Origin of the sequence: Acinetobacter sp. YH12106 (assembly GCF_013418995.1) — a bacterium.
GTDB lineage: Bacteria > Pseudomonadota > Gammaproteobacteria > Pseudomonadales > Moraxellaceae > Acinetobacter > Acinetobacter pseudolwoffii.
Genome location: NZ_VPAV01000014.1, coordinates 39,993 through 59,383, shown reverse-complemented (window position 1 = coordinate 59,383; position 19,391 = coordinate 39,993). Strand labels below are relative to the sequence as shown.

Here is a 19,391-nt window from a genome sequence, read left to right as displayed (position 1 = left end):
CTGGGATTTTTCTTGCTTAGAAAGAATTATGATTGCTTGAGCTGATCTTTGGCAATCCAGGCCCAGAGCATTTCACATTGAATCGGCGTTTCACCGGATTCATCCGTGACCGTGACCTGAACCAATGTTTCGCCTTTATCGGAGCTTTGCATGAGTGCTTGTTGCTCCGGCGTCAAGGTAGCGACTGCAGTCATGGCGCCTTTGGTCGGACGTTTAAAATCAATCTTCAAACTTTTGATTAATACAATCGCGGTATCCGGCACATTCATTGCCGTCACAAAGCCGGTCGCAGTTTCTGCCACTAAGGCCATGGCGCAGGCATGTACCTGACCAATATGGTTTTGCATGGCTTTATGGTTAGCGATTGTGACCACCACTTTTTCCCCACTGAGTTCTACATAGCGAATCTTGGCAGAACCTACCATGGGAATAATCCGACCAAAGGTTTTACTCAATAAAGTACTACGAATAGCTTGAGGTAGTCTGGAAGTAGCTTTTACCAGTTTGGTCAGTCGATTGCGATGCGTCATAATTCCTTCTTTAAGACACTGTGCGGTCTTAATCTTTAAAGTTATTGAACTGTAAAGGCAGACCAAATTGCTGTTCTTTTAAGAAGGTCATCACTTGTTGCAAAGTGTCGCGCTTCTTGTCCGTTACACGAATCTTGTCACCCTGAATAGAAGATTGCGCTTTAATGCCGCTTTCTTTAATGGCTTTATTGATTTTTTTTGCGGTATCAGAGTCAAGACCGTCTTTGAGCTTGATCACCTGAATCACGTTTTTACCAGAAGCCGTCATTTTCTGTGGATCGAGTGCCTGAATATCAACTTTGCGTTTAAAGAAATGACTTTCGAGCATGCTATACACTTGTTCACACTGGAAATCACTTTCAGTCGAAATCTTGATTTCCTTGTTTTTTTCATTCAGTTCAATAGAAACGTCCTGACCGCGGAAGTCAAAGCGGGTCGCAATTTCTTTTTGGGTGTTTTGAACTGCATGATTTACTTCAAAAATTTCTAATTCAGAAACAATATCGAAAGAAGGCATGGTTTAGACCTTTACAAATGGAAAGAATATCTGAGATGCTAGGGATGTTTTCTTCATTTGCCAAGTGTTGTTTACATCAAAGGAGTGCGCAATGATCCGTAAACAAGAAATTACAACATTTGAGTTCCCAGAAAATGCAATTATCTGGGATGTACGCGATACAAGTGCTTTTGCTGAAGCACACGTGAAAGGGGCGGTAAATCAGCCCATTAACGATCTTTCAGCAGAGAGCCTAACTCAGGTGTCAGCGGATCAACCCATTTACATCTTGTGTGGTGGGGGTAGTAAAGCTCCACGTGCTGCTGAAAAACTAGAGGGTTTTGACAGTTCACGTGAATATGTCATTCTGATGGGGGGTACTCGTGCCGCCCGTGATGCAGGCTTACCGCTTGAACAGGGTGCATAAGCATTCTGTTAAAAAGAAGCGCCGCAAGGCGCTTTTTTATTGGCTGAAATTTAATTCCTCCCAACCTTCCTTTTCTAAAGGGAGGAGCTACAGGCATTCGATTTATTCATAAAAGTATAAAAAAGTTCCCCTTTAAAAAAGGGGGACTTAGAGGGATTCATTCAAAAGGGTAATTCAATTTGTGGCTTAAAATAAGGCTTCTTGGCTTTTACTTTCTTTTGAAAGCGGCTCACGCTGAGTTTTTTAACCAGACTTGCCGGAACAGGACAGGCTTCACCCAGAATCTGGGCGACCAGAATTTCACTACAAAGGGGTGCAAATAAAAAACCTTTGGAGCCTAGACCGGCAAAACTATAAATTTCCTGTTCAGGCTGCATTTTCCCGAGTAAAGGAAAGTAATCCTGACTTTGGGCACGTAGCGCTGCACGGCCTTGCCAGGTGTTAATCGGTGCTAATGACGCGGCATAATCTGGAAAGACGCTCTGGAGCAGCTCATGATTATGTGCATGATCTTCTAGGAGCACCTCTGTATCCTCCCGACCAGGATGGAAAGATGCACCGAGAATTAAATGTGTATCATCCAGTTGCATACAATACCCACCGTAGTTATAAGCAGTCTCTTTGCTTAAAGGCTGAGCGCTATTGTTTAGCCAGCTCACTTGTCCACGAATTGGCTTGAGTGCCGGATAATGCTCAAAGAATTGTGCTGTCTCGCGCGCGCTACAAACCAGCACATGATCAAACTGACCCAAACAATTTTCATTTTCAAAAAGTTTGGGTTGAGATAGCTGCTCAATTTTGGTGATTTTTGCTTGGATATATTTAATATTCGGATGCTGTAAAATTTCATCACGCAATTGATGTGGAGAAATAGTTCCTGCTGCTAAAAGTTTTAAACTTGAATATTCAGTATGCAGTTTCTGCTCATCCGCCGTTTGCACTGAAAGAATATGTGCTGGATATTCATTTGCCAGACTTAAAAGAGTCTCGGGATGTTTGAGTGCCAATTGACTGACCTGAATCGGTCGAAAGGCTTTGAATTTTGCATAATGAGTCAGCGCATGTTGCCAAGCCAAGGTCATTAAATGTTCTGCACTCTGCTCAATCGGGCAGAGTTTTGGGTTCAGGAGTGCAAGCGGGTTACCAGAACCACCAGCAAGTGGCGCTGATTGATCGTAAATCGTGACTTGGCGGCCACGCTGCGCAAAGGCCCAAGCAGCACTTAAACCTGCGATTCCGGCACCAATAACCGCAATCTGGCGTATGTTAAATTCAAGTTCAGGATTTAATGCTGTTTTTTTTTGAGTAATATCCTGATCTGCACCCGAATTGGCTGGTTCAGATAGCTTCCAGATGGCTTTGAGCATTTCACGTTTATGCCCAAAACCTCTTGGACGTGAAATGGAAATCCCATGATTCTTTAGGCCACGTTTCAGGACACCTGCGATACTAAAAGAAGCGAAAGTGGTGCCGATCTCGGATAAACGCACAATATTATTTAAAACATTTTCTTCCCACATGTCTGGATTACAAGACGGCGCAAAACCATCCAGAAACCATGCATTCACAGGTGCGGTTTTTTCCATGATGGGAAATACATCATGGGCATCTCCAAGCCAAAGATCCAGACTGAAACGTTGTTCAGGAAAGCTTAAACGGTGGCAGCCTGCAATTGGCATCGGATATTGGGAAATCAGTTGATCTGCTAATGGCTTGAGTTCAGGCCAGACATTTAAAGCGCGAATCAGATCGGGTTTAGAGAGCGGAAATTTCTCCACTGAAATCGCATGCAAATGACTGTGATTGTCCGGACGGGTCTGCTGCCAGAGCTGCCATAACGCCAGAATATTCAATCCTGTGCCAAAGCCGGTTTCGCCCACACAAAAATATTCAAACGGTTTTAAGTCAGTCAGGCGGGTCGGCAGTTCATTGCCATTTAAAAAAACATGGCGGGTTTCCAGCAAACCATTGTCTTTAGAAAAATAAACATCGCCAAACTGTTTAGAGACAGGCACTTCAATGCCATCCACCAAGTGCCAATCGAGATCGGCGGTTTGAATTGCATGCGACAAAACGACTACAACCTTAAATAAGTCCGAAAGGGGAATAGATTACCATTGACGGCGACGCTTGGTATAAACGTAACTGGCAATCAGAAAGCCCAGCAAAACGCCCACGGCCAATGTGGCAGCGCCGTAGAGGAACATCTGTGCACTGCGTTCGCTTTGTAAAACCTGTACTTGCACGCCAAGATTGTCATTTCTGAGCTGTAGTTCCTGATTTTGTGCTAACGCTTCCAGATTGGCTTTTTCCAGCTGTTGCAGACGCGTCGCCTGATCTTTCACCAAGGCTTTTACTTTGGCATCTTGCTGAGCTTTATTTCTGGCGAGTTCTTCAGCAGTCAGTGGCTTATTTCCAGTTGCCGGAAGGGCTTGAGATGCTGTTGCAGCCACAGGGATAATTGCAGGTTTTGGCGTAGCAGTGGGGGTTGCGACCGCAGCTTGTACAGCAGCAGCGGCGACACTGTTTGGTGTTGTCTGAACTGTGGCAACTTCTACTGCCCATACAGAATGAAAGGTACAACAGAGGCCAATAACACTGGCAAGAACAACACGCATAAACCTTATCCTTGAGGGAATGCTTTGTTAAACGGTTTCACATCAATCTGTGCATATACACCTTCTTTCAGGAAGGGTTCATCTTCTAGCCAGGTATCCAGGTCTTCACGGCTGTCAAAATCGACAATGATGGTACTGCCATAAAAGCCGGCTTGTGGATTACTCGGATCTTTCGGCATCGCGCCTGCAACAATCAGACGGCCTTCATCATTCAGCTTTTGCAAGCGGGCAAGATGTTGTGGACGAATGGCAAGACGTTTCTCCACTGTACCTTCCTGATCGGTACAGCTAACGACGAATAATGGCATGATGATTCTCAATCGTTTGTAGTTGGATTTATTCAGCAGTCTTAAAGTATTTACGCAATACAATAAACTGGATAATGATAAAGGAAAACATCACGATCATGTCACCGAATGCCGTAAATTCGCCCCAATATTTTCCATCCAGCCACAAGTAGGCAAAGAAGGTATGTAAAAATGACATCAGTGCAAACATGGCGACCCAGGCATAGTTCAGTTTGATCCAGCCTTTTTCACTTAAGTTGAAAACCGGGCCAAACAGACGCTGAATCAGTGGCTTTTTATCTTTACTAAACCAAGGCGACAGCAGGAATACGCCCGCAAAGACCAGATTCAGCAATACCGCCTTTAAACGGATATAGAAATCGTCGCTCAGCATCAGAGTGATCCCACCAAAAATCACGGTCATAAACAGCACAATCCATTGCTGCTTATCCAAGCGGAATTTTTGCATGACAAATAACGCACCATAGACCACCAGCATAGCAATAATCAGACCAGTGGTTGCCACAAGAATATTATTATTGTCGACACCCCCCGCAGAACCGATCAATTGCAAAAGTTGATGGTCAGTGTCTTTTGGATCTACAGTTTTATATAAATAAAAGAAAATAATGAGTGGCACAAAGTCTAAAAGTGCTTTCATGTTAGAGTATCTAAATCTGATTAAATAAATGTCATAGTATAGAGATGCACGGCGTAGATTTACATACACATAGCAATATTTCTGATGGAACTTTAACTCCACAGCAATTGGTCGAGGCTGCCGTAGAGAAATCGGTGCATACTTTGGCATTGACAGATCACGACACTATGGATGGCCTGGAACTGGCACAAGAAGCCGCTAAAAATCATGAGATTAAGATCATTTCTGGGGTGGAAATCTCCAGCCAGTGGTCACGTCCAGCCACCAAGAAAAATTATGGCGTGCATATTGTTGCACTGAATATGCAAAATCCTGAGCCTTTACAAAAAGCCCTCAATCAGCAGAAGAAAATCCGGGCGGAACGCTCGAAACAGATCTGTGACTTACTGATTCCTTTAATTGGTCAGGATATTTATGCCGATGTACTGGTCAAAGTCGATAATATCCCTGATCGGGTAACACGGACGCATATTGCCAAAACCTTAGTAGAAAAAGGTATTGTGACTCGCCCGCAACAGGCTTTTGATAAGTACATCAAGGAAGGCAAGAAAGCCTATGTCAAATTTGATGGCTTGAGTCTTGAAGACACGGTTCAGGTGATTCATGAAAGTGGCGGTTTTGCAGTGCTGGCACATCCGACCAAATATGACCTATCTGCGACCAACATTCGTTACCTGATCGAGATCTTTGCCAAGTTTGGTGGCGACGCCGTTGAACTGCCGCCAGCGGTAGATCCAAGTTCCACTCGCCAGATGGTCGATCGGATGATTGCGGAGCATCGTCTGAAAGTTTCGATTGGCAGTGACTTTCATGGCGACCATATGCCATGGATCAGACTCGGGAATGTGCCGAGCCTAAAACCGGGACAAGTCGGGATTTGGGAGAGTTTTGTTGATTGAGTGCTTTACTCGAACTTTGTTCTTGCAAAGCAGAAGTGCCTTTTGCTGATAGAAAAGGGCAAGAGAAGAATAAATTACAGTAGGTTATGATCTTTGGCCTGAATCGGTGGTGGGGTTGGTTTGCCCAGCGTGCCTAAGAGTTCAATTTCAATTGTACGCACCATTGAGTCCAGTGGCAAATCATTACTTTGCGTGCCAAAAGGTTCTTCAATTTCTGAGCTTAAGGCATCTAGTCCTAAAAAGGTATAAGCCAAAATTCCGACCAGCAAAGGCGTAAATAAACCCAATGTTGAACCCAGGCTAAAAGGCAAAATAAAACAGAAAAAATAGACGGTACGATTCAGCAAGACCGAATAGGCAAAAGGCAAAGGCGTTGTCGCAATCCGGTCACAACCAGTCTGGACAATACTTAGTTCTGCCACATGATTATTCATCTGCATATAGATGATGTCTGAGATTTCACCTTCTTTGAGTGCCTGCATTAACTCCCATTGAATCAGGCTTAAGGTATATTGCGGCGCGTTGGCCTGTTGATAGAGCTGGGTCACCGCTTGCTGGCTCATGCCGCTGGTTTCAACCAGTTCGGTCGGATTGGCTGTTTGATGGCGTAGCCGGTCACGGAGAACATTGGCAAAGACAATCACATGCTGAATCACACGCTCACGGCGACCTTGGGACAGCATCCTGCAATCCCGGTCAAAATGACGTGAATTGGCAATCAAAATACCCCAAAGTTTGCGCGCTTCCCACCAGCGGTCATAACAGGCCGAGTTCTTAAATCCGAGAAAGATCGACAGCACGACTCCAATCAGGGTAAATCCGACCAGGGGTAATTCTGGAAAATGAAAATAGCCAATATGTGATAAGCCACCAATGATAGCTGACATCAGCATCACCACGCCTAAAGGTGGTAAAACTTTAGGTAAAATCGTCCCCCGCCAGGAAAACAGCAGTTTAAAAACAGTCGGCTGGTCACGTACGATCATTTATTGGAATCATCACAATTTTTTTCATGATCTTGTGGAGTTGTGCCTGCTTTGTCAAGTGCTATTCAATACTGCATTTCCGGTTTGATGAGTTGCTGCTCAGCAAAGGAAAAACTGCCTTCCAAAGCAATGATGCAATGGTCGATTAAATGGATATCCACCAGTTGGCAAGCCTGTTGAATCTGGCGGGTCAATGCCAGGTCAGCCTTGGAGGGAGAGGGCCGGCCCAGCGGATGATTATGTGCAATGACAATTGAGGTTGCCTGTTGGCTAATGGCATAACGTAGCAATTGATTAATAGAAATATCACATGCATTGATGGAGCCATAAAACAGTTTTTTAAAGGCAATTTTTCTTAGACTGGCATCCAGACACAGCACGGCAAACACTTCCTGAGTTTCACCGAGCAGTTCAAAACGTAAGTAATCTCTCAGCCGCTTGGAATTGGTAAGTTCCAGTGTATCCTGTTTCAGGTGCTCGGCAATGTAACGCCGTCCGAGTTCCTTGACGGCCATCAGTTGGGTATATTTACTGATGCCCATGCCATGAAACTGGCTGACTTCCTGTAAAGGTGCATCCAGTAAGGCAGTCAAATGACCAAAATGCTGAATCAGCAAACGCGCCAGATCAACTGCCGAATGTTGCTGGGAACCGGAACGTAGAAAAATGGCCAGTAGCTCGGCATCGGACAGACTTTCTGCGCCATATTGAATTAAGCGTTCTCGCGGCCGTTCTTGTTCCGGCCAGTTTTTAATAGAAAATTGCATAGTTATTAGACTTATTTATTATGAATTATCAGTTTTCCCGCAAGCCGATCGCTTGGGAATGCGATTATTTAATGCTATTGTGAGCCCCACTGCAACAGCAAGGTAATCTGTTCGTGAGCTTTGATCTAAGTGTAATTCCTCATAAAAATATCATTTTGGCCGTCACTGGCGGTATTGCTGCCTATAAAAGTGCAATTCTGGTCCGCCGTCTGAAAGATGCCGGATTTGATGTGCGGGTCGTCATGACTCACGGTGCGCAGGCTTTTATTACACCTTTAACCTTTCAAGCCTTATCGGGCAATCCCGTACATACTGAATTGCTGGATACTGAAGCAGAAGCCGGCATGGGCCATATCGAGCTGGCACGTTGGGCAGATCTGTTATTGGTAGCACCGGCCAGTTGTGACACCCTGGCAAAGTTTGCCGCAGGTCTGGCCGATGATCTACTCAGCACTTTATATCTGGCGACGAAAGCACCAGTCTGGGTAGCGCCTGCCATGAACCAGCAAATGTGGTCAGCTAAGCCAACACAACGCAACTTGGCCACTTTAATTGAAGATGGTGTGCATGTGATCATGCCGGATGCCGGATCTCAAGCCTGTGGCGATGTGGGTTTAGGCCGTATGCCTGAGCCGGAAGATCTGGCACGACAAGTCACAGAATATTTCCATCAAGCACAGCGTGCGATCGCAGAAAAATTTGGTCAGCTTGCGGGTAAACGTGTCACCATCACCGCCGGTCCAACCCGTGAAGCGATTGATCCGGTACGTTATATTTCCAATCACAGTACCGGTAAAATGGGCTTTGCTCTGGCAGCTGCCTGTTATGCCGCTGGGGCAGATGTGACCCTGATTGCAGGGCCAGTGACTCTGGATACACCAAATGGCGTCAAACGCAAAAATGTCAGTTCTGCCGTAAAAATGCTCAATGAAAGCATGCAGATGCTGGAAGATGGCTGTGATATTTTTATTGCAACTGCTGCGGTGGCGGATTACCGCGTGGCGGAAGTTGCAGAACACAAAATTAAAAAATCTGGCGATGAGCTGAATGTGGCGCTTGTGAAAAATCCGGATATTGTTGCGACCATCGCCCAGCAAGAGAAACGTCCGTTTATGGTCGGTTTTGCGGCGGAAACCTGCAATATTGAAGAATATGCCGCGGGCAAACTGGTCGCGAAAAAACTGGATATGATTGCCTGCAATGATGTCTCACGTGCCGATATCGGTTTTGCGTCGGATGAAAATGCCATGACCGTATTTTTTGCCGAACAGTATCAGATGGATAAGCGTGATCTGGAAAAAGCCTCCAAGCAGGAAATTGCCCAGCAGCTGATTGAAGCGATTCATGATGCCTTGCATCGTGATCCATCCAGTGATGACGATTTTTAAAAGAATCTTCACAAAAAAAAAGCCCTGTTAGACTCAGGGCTTTTTTATGAGTAAATTTTTATCATTTATTCAAAAAGCTGTAGAAATCTTAAATAATTTAGTCATGATTCATGCACTGCTTATTTCTTGTTTTTTCAAAAAAGCATAAAATAGGTCACAGAATAAGCAAGCATAACAATACTGCATATATCAGCTATAAGCAGGAACAGGAAAGAAAAAGAAGGAGGCGCTATGAGAACAATCATTGTGTTATGGATGATCGCCTGTCTGGCTGGATGCAGTTACTTTGTCTCGATGGATGAATTGGCCAGAAATATTCAAGCGCAGATGCAACAGGAATTTAATTCCAATCAGGATTATCAGCGCTATCGTTTTACTGTGCAGAAGGTCAAAATTGTCCAGCGGCAGGGCAATCAATTTAAAGCGATTTCTCATCTGAATTATCAGGGGGAGGCATATCCGGTCAATGTCAAAATTTTTAAGGTCGATGGAGGCTATAGGTGGTCGATCGAAGAGGATGCCTTTGCTTTTATTGATGAAATTGAAATAGAGCAATACCGGCAGCAACTGGATCGGGAGTTACAGCAGCTGGCTTCAGCCTTAGATGACCTGGAACCTGTAGATGAGTCAAAAGAACATGAGCACGGTTCTCTGGTCACACCCATTGCCGAGCCAGAATTTCAAGGTGTTTCTTATCAGGAAGAACCGGTTCCGGTCGGTAATATCACCGCATATACTCAATAACGTCTTCGCTCATCTCTATAAAAAAGCACCGATGATCGGTGCTTTTTTATATCGATTAGACTTTTAAATTCGTATTTAGAATTCAACTTGCTGATGTTCACGCACATAGTCTTCAGTACGTTGCATTGCTTCTTGAATATTAAACAGCGCAGTTTCCACATCTTTCAAGGTTTTGGCATTGCCACCGCTTAGTGCCTGACGCCATTTACGTGCACCCGGCAAGTTCTGGAACAGTCCTAAAATATGACGGCTAATAATTGACAATGGTGCACCTTCTGCCATGCGCTGGGCAATATAAGGCAGCATTTGTTGCATGATCTCGAAACGATCCGGTGCATCCAGATTCCACAATTGGCCCAGTTCAGCCAATAAGTACGGATTATGATAGGCTTCACGACCAATCATCACGCCATCGACATGTTTGAGATGTTCCAGCGTTTCGGCATAGGTCTTGATCCCGCCATTGATTTCAATCAGCAGATCAGGACGATCCTGCTTCAGGCGATAAACATCTTCATAACGCAGGGGCGGCACATCGCGGTTTTCTTTAGGCGATAGACCTTTTAATAAGGCAATGCGCGCGTGTACGATAAAATTATTGCAGCCGGTTTTGGCCACGGTATCGACAAAATGCAGCATTTCTTCATAAGACTGCATATCATCAATCCCGATCCGGTGTTTTACAGTCACTGGAATATCCACCGCATGCTGCATTTCAGCAATACATTCTGCGACTAAATCGGGTTCAGCCATGAGGCAGGCCCCAATTTTATTATTCTGTACCCGGTCACTCGGGCAACCCACATTTAAATTGACTTCGTTATAACCCCAATCCTGTGCCATCTTGGTACAGGTCGCGAGATCTTTAGGATTCGAGCCACCAAGTTGTAGCACGATCGGCTGTTCTTCGGTGTTAAAGTCCAAATGCCGTTTGGCATCCCCATAAATGATGGCACCTGTGGTGACCATTTCAGTGTACATAATCACATTTGGGTTAAACAGACGGGCAAAGAAGCGATAGTCTTTGGTGGTCCAATCCATCATCGGCGCAACACTGATTCGTGGTTGAAGTTTATTTTCAATGGTGGTCAGATCAGTCATTCAAAATTATGCCTTAACGAAATGGAAGAAGAAGGGATGAATAAATCACCCAAAGATTATTTTTTTTTGCCCAAGCTCGCTAGGCCAACATCGCAAAAAAAGAGGGCGTAATACTAGCATAAAATCAGCAGAACGACCCGGCGAACTTGAGTCAAGCCAGTAAGTCCAGGACATAAAACAAGAAATAAAATTAGAATTCCAAGTCATTCCAGAATGGTATATTTTGATAGTAGAAACACCAATATAAAAAATGATAGAAATAAGGAGAATAATTATGCTGTTATTGGAGGAGATTTATAAAAGCCATAAAGCACAAAATTCAGCACATTTTAACTTAAAAATTCATCGTGGCTTAGGCTGGTTTAAAAAAGCGCTAGACTTGGATCAAGATCTGGATTTTAAATTCATCAGTCTATGGATTGGTTTTCAGGCTATTTATGCAGAAGAGGATGATCGGGTTCAGGGAAAGGATAAGCTGCATCAATTTCTAGAAATACTTTGCCAAAATGATCTGGACCAGAAGATTAATCATATTGTCTGGGAAAAGTACAGTCAGCCAATCCACTCACTCTTAGCGAACCCCTATATGGAACAAAGTTTTTGGGATTATCGTCACCAGAAAATTAGTCTGGAACGCTGTAATGCTGAACTGGAAACACAGAAAAAAATCATACAGCATGCTTTAAATGAGCGAAATTCTGTAGAAATTTTAGTCGGGGTGTTTCGTCGTTTATATACATTACATCATCAGCTCATGCAGGGCGGAGTTACCTATCATAGTTCCCTGAATCACAAGTCACTCGAGGAAAGCTGCCGGATTCTGGCCGCTTTGCTGCCGGTCTTTATCTGTATTTTATTGGAAAATTCAGTTGCTCTAGATTTAAATAAACCTTTCTATCCAGCGGCTCAAGTCAGCTAAGTATAGTTAAGCATCTAGGCTGCTGTCCGGGCGTGATGCCATTGATCCAGTAAGGCGAATAGGGTAGCGCCTAGGGCCAGCCCGAGTCCTGCCATACAGGTCATGCTCCAGCCCCCATGATGCCAGGCATAAACCCCTAAGGCTGAACCACAGGCACCGCCAATAAAATACAGGGTCATATACAGTGAATTGACCCGTGATTTGGCATCCGGGCGCAGGCGGAAAATCACATTCTGATTACAGCTATGCGTAATCGCCAACCCCAGATTAATCAGTCCATAGCCCAGAATATAGCTCAGCAGCGATACCGCACCAAAATATAGGAACAGCCAGCTCCCAATCAGGATCGAACAGCCAATCCAGCTCAAGGTTTTGATATGGCCCCGATCGGCCCATTTGCCAATGAATTGAGTCGACAATGCGCCAAAGACACCAACCAGTGTCACCAGACCGACCATGACATCAGAAAGCTGGAAAGGTTCTTGGGTCAGCAGCAGGGCAATGGTCGAGAACAGCATGCTCATGGCGGCAAAAGCACAGGCACCGGTAAGAGAGCGCAAGACCAGTCGTGGTTCATGTGTTAATAAGCTCGCCATAGATTTGAAAATCGCTGCATAGCTGATTCTTAGGCGTGGCAGACTCGGTAATTTTCCTCGCAGATAAAAACTTAAAGCCAGCATGCTGATGCCACTGACGATATAGATCATTTTCCAGTGAAACAGGTCGGACAATAATCCCGCAATACTGGTCGAGAGCAGAATACCGACCAGCAAGCCGCTCATCAGGAAACCCACTACTTCTCCAGTTTTTTCCGGTTTGACTGCCATGGTGGCCAAGGGAATCAGAATCTGTGCAGCCACGGAAAACAGTCCGGCAATGATGGTGCCAACCCACAGCATCGGCAGGTTTATCGCACTGGCACAAATAAATAAACCTGCAGCTGCACCCAGCATGAGAAAGGGAATCAGCTTGGTTTTATTCAGCATATCGCCCAAAGGTACAATAAACAGCAGGCCTAATGCATAAGAGATTTGAGCAAAGGTAACGGTGAGTGCCACTTGTGATTCCGGCACCTGATAATATTGCTGAATCGATGAAATCAGTGGCTGGCAATAATAGTTGGCGCCGGCACATAAACCACAGGCAATCGCCATCAGCCATAATAAGGGCTTGTTTTGACTGATATCGAGGGGCGTGTTCATAGCAGCAACCTTATCTAAGCCGAGGAGAATTTAAAACAAGCAGCGCATTGATGCAGGAATGAAAGGCACTATAAGTGAGAACTTTAGGCTTTAAAAGTAGAAAAATATTACAATGACTCAATGAAAAGATCTTAGATCGCAAGGACTACACAAGACTTGAATTAGAAAACCAGTCAGGAATGATCAGGTTGCCAGATTTTTGATCAATAGCTGGCTTTATTACAACGCATAGGACAAAGAAAGAACGGAAAATCCCCTGAAAATGAAAAAAATTAAATAATGGCTCTCATTTTATGCGCAGATATGGTGCATAAACTTTATTTTAGTCACTTATTCGGTTTATGACATTAATATAATAAATGGTCAGCAAGATTTTTGTTCCTCTTGGTCTGATCATTTTAGAGATAAGTGACCTTTAGACCCACAGATCTCGTTGTGTCACATCCATCAATTCAACCTCAGCCTGATGGGTGTTAAATCATAACTAAATTGAATAAAAGGTATTACTTTACAGATCAGATAGCTTATCTGGAATAAGTTCTTTATTTGTCAATAAAGTCAAATTTAGAAAACTTGGAGAGCTAAAGTGCCGCTGTCCTTAGCAGAGAGACCTATTCAGAAACGGGTAGCATAAAGAACCAAAACAGGAATTTTGGTCAGAAAGATCAATGTAACAAAAAAAATCTCAAGTAGGCGGCTTATCAGCCGAGCGCATTTTCAGGTTTTCATTCAGGTAAATGAATATCGTTTATAAAATAATCAAATATAAATATTTGGCGTATGTAAGCCATGCACCAGTACAGCAACATTTTTATGAATCATCAGTTCAATATATAGGCATTTATTAAATAAATAGTAGGTAGTAATTTCAAACAGTTTGATTAGAATCCAAAAATTCAACAAGAACACATCCTGAGGGGAAGCATCGTTTAAGCGATGTTTACTTAAGAAAAATTAGCTTGAGGAACGCTCATGCAGATCGGAATTCCAGCCGAAACTGTTGTCGGTGAAAATCGCGTCGCTGCGACGCCAGAGACAGTAAAGAAATTGATCAGCGCAGGACATAGCGTGATTATCGAACGTAGTGCAGGGCTTAAAGCTGCCTATATCGATAGCGCCTATGAACAAGTTGGTGCCAAAATTACGGATGATGCCTACACCGGCAGTCAATTGATTTTAAAAGTTCGTGCACCGAAAGGTGAGGAAATTCAAAAACTCAATCCGAACACCGCCATCGTGGCGATGTTTGATCCTTACCGTAATACTGAGCTTGACCAATTTGCGGCACAGAACGTGTCTGCATTTGCATTGGAACTTTTGCCACGGACCTTGTCTCGTGCGCAGAACATGGATGTCTTGTCTTCTCAAGCCAACCTTGCAGGATACAAATCGGTGCTTTTGGCTGCGGCTGAATACCAGCGCATGTTCCCGATGCTAATGACGGCTGCGGGGACGGTCAAACCGGCCCGTGTGGTGATCATGGGCGTCGGGGTCGCGGGTCTGCAAGCCATTGCCACTGCAAAACGCTTAGGCGCTATTGTGGAAGCCACAGACTTGCGTCCAACAGCAAAAGACCAAGTGGAATCATTGGGCGGTAAATGGCTGGACGTGCCGATGTCTGCCGAAGAGCAGCAAAAAGCGGCGGATGCGGCCAAGAATGGTTATGGCTGGATGCCAGGTGAGGAATACATCCGCGATCAGGCTGCCATTGTGGATAAAGCCGTATCAAATGCTGACATTGTGATTACCACAGCGCTTTTACCCGGCCGTGATGCACCGCGTTTAATCCGTGCTGAAACAGTTGCGAAAATGAAACCGGGTTCAGTCATTTTAGATATGGCAGTGGAATCGGGCGGTAACGTTGAAGGTTCGAAATGCGGTGAAACTGTGCATACCGACAACGGCGTCAAAATTTTGGGTATTCCCAATATTCCTTCGACTGTATCGACTGAAGCCTCTGCTTTATACGCTCGCAACGTATTTAACTTCGTTGAAACACTATTTGATGCAGATAAAAATTTTGTACTGAATCAAGAAGAAGAAATTCAAAAAGCCCTACTTGTCACTCATGCCGGCCAAGTGCTGCTGAAACGTGGTTAAGGAGAAGACTCATGGTTGAAACAATTACGATTTTTGTCCTTGCCATTTTCGTAGGTTACTACGTGGTGTGGGGGGTAACGCCAGCATTGCATACGCCGTTGATGGCGGTCACCAATGCCTTGTCATCGATCATTATTGTCGGTGCGATGATCCAGACCGTTGGTCTGCCGGTGATCGGCGTTGAAGGCAGCGTGGATTTCCAGACCATTAACGTGGTGAGCGTGCTGGGTGCAATCGCGGTGTTCCTGGCCAGTATCAATATTTTCGGTGGCTTTGCCGTGACTGCACGTATGCTGGAAATGTTTAAACCTAAGCAAAAGAAAAAAGAGGGTTAATCCATGGAAATGATTCGAGAATATGCGGATTGGTTCTACCTGATTGGTGCCGTTCTTTTTATCCTGACGCTACGTGGTTTATCAGGTCCTAAAACTGCAATTCAAGGTAACCGTTACGGTATGATCGCCATGGCGATTGCAGTATTGACCACCTTCTTTGTTGCAGATAATCCTGTGGTGTGGATGATTGTGGGCGCAATGGTAGCAGGTGCGGTGGTGGGTATTGCCCGTGCGCGTACTGTCCCTATGACCCAAATGCCAGAAACTGTGGCGCTGATGCACTCATTGGTGGGTCTGGCTGCGGTCTTGATTGCGATTGCTGCAATTATTCATAACAACAAACTGATTGAACTCGATCCAGACCTTTTGGCGGCCAATGGTGTCAATTTCCATGAAATGAGCCGTGTTCATTTATTTGAACTGTTCGTGGGTTGTTTTGTCGGTGCAATTACCTTTACAGCATCAGTCTTTGCTTATGGAAAACTGGCTGCGAAGAAATGGGCAAAAACCATTTCTGGCGCATGGGTAAAACCTGTTCAGGCCATCATCTTTATTGCCATGTTGGTGTTTGGTTTCATGTTCTTCTCAACAGGGAATATGACCGCATTCTGGGCAATGACAGCACTTGCACTGGTCTTTGGCTGGGTATGGATTGCACCTGTCGGCGGTGGTGATATGCCGGTGGTGGTCTCGCTACTCAACTCATTCTCTGGTTGGGCTGCAGCCGGGATTGGTTTCACGCTTGAAAACAACATGCTGATTGTGGCAGGTTCACTGGTCGGTTCTTCAGGTGCGATTCTGTCTTATATCATGTGTAAAGCCATGAACCGTTCAATCATCAACGTTCTGTTTGGTGGCGCAATGGGCGGTACAGCTGCGCCGACAGCAGGTGCGGGTGAGCAGGTACAACGTAACCACCGTTCTGGTTCAGCAGATGATGCGGGCTTCCTCATGTCAAATGCGGACAGCGTGGTGATTGTACCGGGTTATGGAATGGCGCAAGGTCGTGCACAGAATGCGGTCAAAGAACTTGCGAACATCTTAAAAGAGCAGGGCGTAACCGTACGTTTTGCAATTCATCCGGTGGCAGGTCGTATGCCAGGTCATATGAACGTATTGCTGGCTGAAGCTGATGTGCCGTATGAAGATATTTTAGAGATGGATGAGATCAACTCTGACTTCCCGGCAACGGATGTGGTGCTGGTGATTGGTGCAAACGACGTTGTCAACCCAGCAGCCAAAGATGATCCAACATCGCCGATTTATGGCATGCCGATTCTGGAAGCGCATAAAGCACGTACTATTATGGTAATCAAACGTTCAATGGCGACCGGTTATGCAGGTCTGGACAATGACTTGTTCTATAACGACAAGACCATGATGATCTTCGGTGATGCCAAGAAAGTGGTGGAAGATATGACCAAAGCGATTAATGGGACGGGTCACTAATCATTTAAATCCCCCTAAGTCCCCCTTTAATAAAGGGGGATTTTTTATTTTATATTTTGGAAAAAAGATGATTGAGCGGTCATCGAACGTCTATGTTTATGATGAATTTATCCTAAAATACCCATCAAATCGGTGCATAAGACAAGATGAAAATTAAAGAAAAATAGCTGTAGCTTGAGTTGTATTAACGCTTATAAAGTCCGATGAACAGGCAATAAAAAAGCGACCTACACAGGTCGCTTTTTTGAATATTCGATTTTACGCTACAGAGTTTGTATCTGCAGGATTGCGCCATAAGCTTTCTAGATCATAGAATTTACGCGCTGTTGGAAGCATACAATGAACCACTACATAACCGAGGTCGATGAGGATCCATTCAGCATCACGTTCGCCTTCAATACCAAGCGGACGGAAGCCAGCTTTACGTGCTTCTTCAGCAACGTTATTGGCCAGTGATTTGATATGACGTGTCGATGTGCCGCTTGCAATGACCATAGCATCAGCCACATTACTGATACCGCTGACATCAAGCTCAACAATTTCTTTTGCTTTTACATCTTCAAGTGCAGCATGTACGACTTTTAAGCAGTCCTGTACAGCTTGAGAATTTGAATTCATAGTAAGATCGTGAGAATTAGAAGCGCTGGGCGATGGTTCTAAATTCATGGGGTGTGTAATTTCCTAACAATTATGCATGGTCTAATATAGCGGTTTTAGTGCTGAATTTCAAATGAAGCCGCAGTCCACTCAGTCATGCTCCGGAAAGAACTCAGCTTTCCAGACAAAGGAGTCATTGGAATGCTGCATCGGCTTATATTCGGCAGCGACATAAGCTTGATATTGACTATGTTTTAACCACTGAAATATATCATGATATTGAATAGACGCCGTATTGGGTTGATGTCGTCCCGGACAATCCGCAAACTGGATATGACCAATCAGGTGAATATTTTCTTTTAAATTTTCCAGTACATCTTCGCCCATCATCGCCATGTGATAGCAGTCATACTGCATTTTTAAGGCCGGATGATTGACCGCTTCCAGCATTTCCTGAGCTTGTGCAACATTTTGAATCAAAAAACGTGGCATATCGGTGCCATTGACCATTTCAAAGACCGGTTCAATTTGATGCTCGAGCAGCATTGAACAGGCTATTTTCAGATTACTTGCCAGCGTATTCAGGCAGGGCAACAGGTCACAATCCAGAGGCTGTTTGCCGGCCAGAATATTGACCCGAGGTACATTTAAGGCCGTGGCATACTGGATAGCTTGTTCAACAGCATGACGGAACTCGATTTCCCGCCCCGGGATACCGGCCAGGCCATGGCCGCCCTGCATTAAATCACCGGCAGGCACATTAATCAGGCATAAGTTCAGTTGATGGATGCTGAGCTGATTTTGAATCTGGCCAATCGTCAATTCATAAGGAAACTGGATTTCGACATGATTAAAGCCCTGTGCTCGAGCCAGCGCGAAGCGTTCGATGAGTGGCACTTCGGTAAAAATCATCGACAGGTTAACGGCAAGTTTAATCATGTATTTTCCTTATACATTCAGGGTATTACAAAAGTAAAAATTATGCGTGCTTGAGCTGTTGAATCACAGTGGCCAGATCGGCCTCGGCAAAGCCCTGGGCCTGATGGATTTGCAGCTGTGATAAGGCCTGAGTCGCGACCGGAACATCCAGGTCAAAGCTTTGGGCCAGTTGCACGGCATTGTTCAGATCTTTAGATAAGGTCTGCACTTTCCATTGCACCGGTTCGAAAGTTTGTGTGGCCATACGTGGCGCCAGAATCTGGAAAGGTTTGGAATCGGCAAAACCACCCGCCAAGGCAGGTGCCAGTAGGCGTGTATCTACACCTGCAAGGCCCGCCAATGCCACTGCTTCCGCGATCAGGGTACTATTGGCTGCGACAATGAGCTGATTACAAATTTTGGTCGCCTGACCAGTACCGGTGTCGCCCATACGGGTAACGCGCTGTGAAAGTGCTGCATAAATTGGGTCAAGATGTTCAATCATTGTGGCATCACCACCGGCAAAAATCACCAGACTGCCTTGTTCAGCACCTGCGGTACCGCCTGAAACTGGGGAGTCAATCCAGTTCACCTGTCTGGTCTGTGCTTGTGCTGCAAGCGCGTGGGTTTGCTGCACCGAAAGGCTGGAAAAATCCACAATGATTTGATCGGCAACCAAATACGGCACGATCTGCTCAAAGACCGATTGCACCGCCTGATCATCTGCCAAGCAAGTCAAAATCACTGGATAATCCGCAATCTGATTCAAAGACAGCGCAGTTGCACCCAAGTCGATTAAGGGATGGCAAGCCGCCGAGGTACGGTTCCATACCGCGACCTGAAAACCTGCCTGTAGTAGACGGGTCGCCATCCGGCGTCCCATCAGGCCCATACCCAAAAAGGCAATCTTAGTATCGCGATTTAACTGCATGCTTTTTCTTATTCCTTGCTTGGACTCTAACTCGAT

The 19,391-nt window shown here is 45.0% G+C and carries 21 protein-coding genes; 8 read left to right on the top strand and 13 right to left on the bottom strand.

What is annotated here, in order from left to right; translation table 11 throughout:
* Positions 1–26 precede the first annotated feature (26 nt).
* Both FTU45_RS10720 and FTU45_RS10715 read right to left on the bottom strand, forming a co-directional pair.
* Positions 27–530, bottom strand: a complete 504-nt coding sequence (locus FTU45_RS10720; protein WP_005098116.1) for a DUF4442 domain-containing protein — start codon at positions 528–530, stop codon at positions 27–29.
* 28 nt (positions 531–558) lie between these two features.
* On the bottom strand, positions 559–1,047 hold the full coding sequence (locus FTU45_RS10715; RefSeq protein ID WP_005098115.1) for a YajQ family cyclic di-GMP-binding protein: 489 nt from the start codon (positions 1,045–1,047) through the stop codon (positions 559–561).
* 91 nt (positions 1,048–1,138) lie between these two features.
* On the opposite strand from FTU45_RS10715, the gene FTU45_RS10710 reads away from it, so the two are divergent.
* Positions 1,139–1,453 carry a rhodanese-like domain-containing protein gene (locus FTU45_RS10710; RefSeq protein ID WP_005098114.1) on the top strand — a complete coding sequence of 105 codons (315 nt, stop codon included), beginning with the start codon at positions 1,139–1,141 and terminating at the stop codon, positions 1,451–1,453.
* Positions 1,454–1,614: 161 nt separating this feature from the next.
* On the opposite strand, the gene mnmC is transcribed toward FTU45_RS10710, so the two are convergent.
* Genes mnmC through FTU45_RS10690 form a run of 4 tightly spaced genes read right to left on the bottom strand, consistent with a single transcriptional unit; the run spans position 1,615 to position 5,019 of the window.
* The gene (gene mnmC, locus FTU45_RS10705) at positions 1,615–3,525 is read right to left on the bottom strand and encodes an FAD-dependent 5-carboxymethylaminomethyl-2-thiouridine(34) oxidoreductase MnmC (RefSeq protein ID WP_180076381.1); all 1,911 of its coding nucleotides are present in this window, start codon (positions 3,523–3,525) and stop codon (positions 1,615–1,617) included.
* A 39-nt stretch (positions 3,526–3,564) separates the two neighbouring features.
* Positions 3,565–4,071, bottom strand: a complete 507-nt coding sequence (locus tag FTU45_RS10700) for a hypothetical protein (protein ID WP_074383532.1) — start codon at positions 4,069–4,071, stop codon at positions 3,565–3,567.
* A 5-nt stretch (positions 4,072–4,076) separates the two neighbouring features.
* Complete coding sequence (locus tag FTU45_RS10695; RefSeq protein ID WP_005098111.1) at positions 4,077–4,379, bottom strand: YciI family protein; 303 nt, start codon at positions 4,377–4,379, stop codon at positions 4,077–4,079.
* Between the two features lie 28 nt (positions 4,380–4,407).
* Positions 4,408–5,019: a septation protein IspZ gene (locus FTU45_RS10690; RefSeq protein WP_005168649.1), complete on the bottom strand. Its 612-nt coding sequence runs from the start codon at positions 5,017–5,019 to the stop codon at positions 4,408–4,410.
* A 44-nt stretch (positions 5,020–5,063) separates the two neighbouring features.
* Here FTU45_RS10690 and FTU45_RS10685 point away from each other — a divergent pair, with 44 nt between their 5' ends.
* On the top strand, positions 5,064–5,918 hold the full coding sequence (locus FTU45_RS10685; RefSeq protein ID WP_005098107.1) for a PHP domain-containing protein: 855 nt from the start codon (positions 5,064–5,066) through the stop codon (positions 5,916–5,918).
* 74 nt (positions 5,919–5,992) lie between these two features.
* Here the strand turns inward: FTU45_RS10685 and FTU45_RS10680 are convergent, their stop codons facing one another.
* Both FTU45_RS10680 and radC read right to left on the bottom strand, forming a co-directional pair.
* Positions 5,993–6,904, bottom strand: a complete 912-nt coding sequence (locus tag FTU45_RS10680; protein WP_004281608.1) for a bestrophin family protein — start codon at positions 6,902–6,904, stop codon at positions 5,993–5,995.
* A gap of 65 nt (positions 6,905–6,969) precedes the next feature.
* Positions 6,970–7,671, bottom strand: a complete 702-nt coding sequence (radC, locus tag FTU45_RS10675; RefSeq protein WP_074383531.1) for a DNA repair protein RadC — start codon at positions 7,669–7,671, stop codon at positions 6,970–6,972.
* A gap of 113 nt (positions 7,672–7,784) precedes the next feature.
* Here radC and coaBC point away from each other — a divergent pair, with 113 nt between their 5' ends.
* Together coaBC and FTU45_RS10665 are read left to right on the top strand one after the other, a co-directional pair.
* Positions 7,785–9,059: a bifunctional phosphopantothenoylcysteine decarboxylase/phosphopantothenate--cysteine ligase CoaBC gene (gene coaBC / locus FTU45_RS10670; protein WP_180076380.1), complete on the top strand. Its 1,275-nt coding sequence runs from the start codon at positions 7,785–7,787 to the stop codon at positions 9,057–9,059.
* A 231-nt stretch (positions 9,060–9,290) separates the two neighbouring features.
* Positions 9,291–9,803, top strand: coding sequence for a hypothetical protein (locus tag FTU45_RS10665; RefSeq protein WP_100357996.1), 513 nt, complete (start codon positions 9,291–9,293; stop codon positions 9,801–9,803).
* 75 nt (positions 9,804–9,878) lie between these two features.
* On the opposite strand, the gene dusA is transcribed toward FTU45_RS10665, so the two are convergent.
* Positions 9,879–10,904, bottom strand: coding sequence for a tRNA dihydrouridine(20/20a) synthase DusA (gene dusA, locus FTU45_RS10660; RefSeq protein ID WP_373685751.1), 1,026 nt, complete (start codon positions 10,902–10,904; stop codon positions 9,879–9,881).
* Between the two features lie 274 nt (positions 10,905–11,178).
* Here dusA and FTU45_RS10655 point away from each other — a divergent pair, with 274 nt between their 5' ends.
* A complete protein-coding gene (locus FTU45_RS10655; protein WP_159516646.1) occupies positions 11,179–11,823 on the top strand; it encodes a hypothetical protein in 645 nt (214 codons plus the stop codon).
* 14 nt (positions 11,824–11,837) lie between these two features.
* On the opposite strand, the gene FTU45_RS10650 is transcribed toward FTU45_RS10655, so the two are convergent.
* Complete coding sequence (locus tag FTU45_RS10650) at positions 11,838–13,025, bottom strand: MFS transporter (RefSeq protein ID WP_180076379.1); 1,188 nt, start codon at positions 13,023–13,025, stop codon at positions 11,838–11,840.
* Between the two features lie 972 nt (positions 13,026–13,997).
* Between FTU45_RS10650 and FTU45_RS10645 the strand changes: the two genes are divergently transcribed.
* The 3 genes from FTU45_RS10645 to FTU45_RS10635 are packed head-to-tail and all read left to right on the top strand — an operon-like array spanning position 13,998 to position 16,909.
* Positions 13,998–15,125, top strand: a complete 1,128-nt coding sequence (locus FTU45_RS10645; RefSeq protein WP_180076378.1) for a Re/Si-specific NAD(P)(+) transhydrogenase subunit alpha — start codon at positions 13,998–14,000, stop codon at positions 15,123–15,125.
* 11 nt (positions 15,126–15,136) lie between these two features.
* Positions 15,137–15,460: a proton-translocating transhydrogenase family protein gene (locus FTU45_RS10640; protein ID WP_004281642.1), complete on the top strand. Its 324-nt coding sequence runs from the start codon at positions 15,137–15,139 to the stop codon at positions 15,458–15,460.
* A gap of 3 nt (positions 15,461–15,463) precedes the next feature.
* The gene (locus tag FTU45_RS10635; protein ID WP_180076377.1) at positions 15,464–16,909 is read left to right on the top strand and encodes an NAD(P)(+) transhydrogenase (Re/Si-specific) subunit beta; all 1,446 of its coding nucleotides are present in this window, start codon (positions 15,464–15,466) and stop codon (positions 16,907–16,909) included.
* 258 nt (positions 16,910–17,167) lie between these two features.
* Here the strand turns inward: FTU45_RS10635 and rsfS are convergent, their stop codons facing one another.
* The 3 genes from rsfS to FTU45_RS10620 form a co-directional block, all read right to left on the bottom strand.
* Entirely contained in the window at positions 17,168–17,575 is a 408-nt protein-coding gene (rsfS, locus tag FTU45_RS10630; RefSeq protein ID WP_005098092.1) for a ribosome silencing factor, read from the bottom strand.
* An 81-nt stretch (positions 17,576–17,656) separates the two neighbouring features.
* Positions 17,657–18,445 (bottom strand): hydroxypyruvate isomerase family protein, encoded by a 789-nt coding sequence (locus FTU45_RS10625; RefSeq protein WP_159138804.1) that lies wholly within the window; start codon positions 18,443–18,445, stop codon positions 17,657–17,659.
* 40 nt (positions 18,446–18,485) lie between these two features.
* Positions 18,486–19,355, bottom strand: coding sequence for an NAD(P)-dependent oxidoreductase (locus FTU45_RS10620; RefSeq protein WP_005168630.1), 870 nt, complete (start codon positions 19,353–19,355; stop codon positions 18,486–18,488).
* Positions 19,356–19,391 lie beyond the last annotated feature (36 nt).